Consider the following 2,178-nt stretch of genomic DNA (forward strand, 5'->3'; position numbering starts at 1 on the left):
AACAAAAGCACTGGTTCCGGATTTCCGGTTCCAGTGCTTTTTGATTGTCTGAACTTATTCGCCCATGACCTGGAATACGATTTCGCGATGGCGATCGCGGGTGTCGCACTCGACCAGCGTCAGGTTCTGCCACGGGCCGACGGTGATGCGTCCGTCGATAAACGGAACCGTGATGAACGGGCTGAGCAGTGCCGACTTAATATGGCTCGAGCCATTGTCATCGTGCCATGTGTTGTGGTGCTCGTAATGAATCACGCGGCCCTTTTCATCCGTATACGGAGAAAAGACATCCATGGCTGCCTTGAGGTCATGATTGACCATGCCAGGCTCGAATTCCAGCGTGGTCAGACCGGCAACGCCGCCGGTCGTAAAGCCGGTAACGGTACCACTCTTGATGCCGTACTTGTGGCAAGCCTCGGTTACAGCCTCCTGAAAATCTCCGGTTACATCAATCATACCCATGTGTGCGCGGGTGTGATATTCCTTCATGGAACTATAAACTGCCATTGTTGATAAACTCCTCCATCTTGACAAACTTCTTCTATCTTCTTCTATGATCCTGAATCCGACTCTTCTTCAATCTCATTCATTGTACCACGTGCCAGCGCATTTTTCAAATCTTCCGACAGATCCTGCAATAATACGGCGTCCTGCTCGCGGTGTTCCTGCACTTGCTCGACTTGTTCGGCAATCTGCTCGATTTTTTCTTCCAGCCCGCGCTCGGCCTGCTCTTTGCGCAGCTGCTTGATTTCGTCGAGCAGCTCCGAGACCTCCTGTTCCAGCTTGCGCTGGCCTTTGAAGCGGACTTTGTTGATCTCCTCCATGAATCCGGCGGTTAGAATACCGGCGGGCATCGCAATGATGGCGGTGCCAAATACCGAAGAGATCATGCTGACCAGTCTGCCCGCGCGCGTCACCGGATAAATATCGCCGTATCCGACGGTTGTCAGCATGGCGAATGCCCAGTACAGGGCTTCAAAAAAGCTGTCAAACGAGTTCGGCTCCACCGAGAACATGACGGCGGCAGAGACAAAGCTGTATACCATCGACAGCATCAAGACCATGATGAGCAGCTTGCGCTCGCGGCGCACGGCGCGGTAAATATAAATAAAGCTCCGCGCATAGCGCATGGTCTTGAGAAAGCGCGCGCAGCGAAAGACACGCATGACGCGCAGGATTTGAATGTACTGCGTCAGCGGCATGTCCGGAAGCAGCTGCATGACAGCGGGAAATGTCGTGATGACCGGCAAAATCGCCAGCAGGTCAATCACCGCCATCGGCGTGAACGGATAGCGCAGCATGGCCTGCCGCAGCGATAGCTCTTTCATGCGCGGCGAAAAATCCGCGGTGATCCAGCGCAGAATATAATCGACGATAAAGAGCGCCGTGACGATTCGATCCAGCCAGAGAACCGGCCTGTTCCATATTTTTAACAACAGCGGAATGGCGCTCAGACAGACCAAAACGAGAATGTATCTGTCATATAGTGCGCTGAATTTGTCGTGCTGTCGGTCTTTTTCAATGATTTCGTACATCCGCTTGCGGATGTGATATGTCTGTTTCCCCATATTTTTTGTGATGCTCTGTGAGAGAAAGACAGCCGCTGTCAGGAGACAGCGGCTGTACCAATTGCGTTCTGTGTAAAATTACTTCAGACCAGCGGTGATGATAGCCATCTGGTAAACTTCATCAGCATTGCAGCCGCGGGACAGGTCGTTGATCGGAGCGTTCAGACCCTGCAGAATCGGGCCATATGCCTCGAAACCACCCAGACGCTGAGCAATCTTGTAGCCGATGTTGCCTGCGTTGATGTCCGGGAAGATGAAGGTGTTTGCCTGACCTGCAACCGGAGAACCCTTTGCCTTGGTCTTAGCAACAACCGGGGAGAATGCAGCGTCAAACTGCAGCTCGCCGTCAACTGCCAGATCCGGAGCCAGCTCCTTAGCAGCAGCGGTAGCGTCGCGCATCATGGTAACGGTCGGGCCCTTGCCGGAACCCATGGTGGAGTAGGACAGCATAGCAACCTTCGGGTCGATGCCGAAAGCAGCGCCGGTCTTTGCGGTCTCGATAGCAACCTCAGCGATCTTCTGAGCAGCAGTCAGAGTAACCTCACCGGTCTTCTTGTCAACGGTGTCCTCATAGGAGATGTTGATGGCGCAGTCGCCCATAGCGTACATC

General features: G+C 53.5%; 3 protein-coding genes. All 3 read right to left on the bottom strand.

Features of this window, described 5'->3' with window-relative positions; all coding sequences use genetic code 11:
* Positions 1 to 54 precede the first annotated feature (54 nt).
* Complete coding sequence (locus ACR0P9_RS11360; protein ID WP_432620227.1) at positions 55 to 507, bottom strand: YjbQ family protein; 453 nt, start codon at positions 505 to 507, stop codon at positions 55 to 57.
* Positions 508 to 551: 44 nt separating this feature from the next.
* A complete protein-coding gene (locus ACR0P9_RS11365) occupies positions 552 to 1,568 on the bottom strand; it encodes an ion transporter (RefSeq protein WP_432620229.1) in 1,017 nt (338 codons plus the stop codon).
* 78 nt (positions 1,569 to 1,646) lie between these two features.
* Positions 1,647 to 2,178, bottom strand: a 532-nt coding sequence (locus ACR0P9_RS11370) for a phosphate acyltransferase (RefSeq protein ID WP_432620231.1), incomplete at its 5' end; no start/stop codon positions are given.

It is taken from the genome of Butyricicoccus sp. (assembly GCF_050872565.1).
Taxonomy (GTDB): Bacteria; Bacillota; Clostridia; order Oscillospirales; family Butyricicoccaceae; genus Butyricicoccus_A.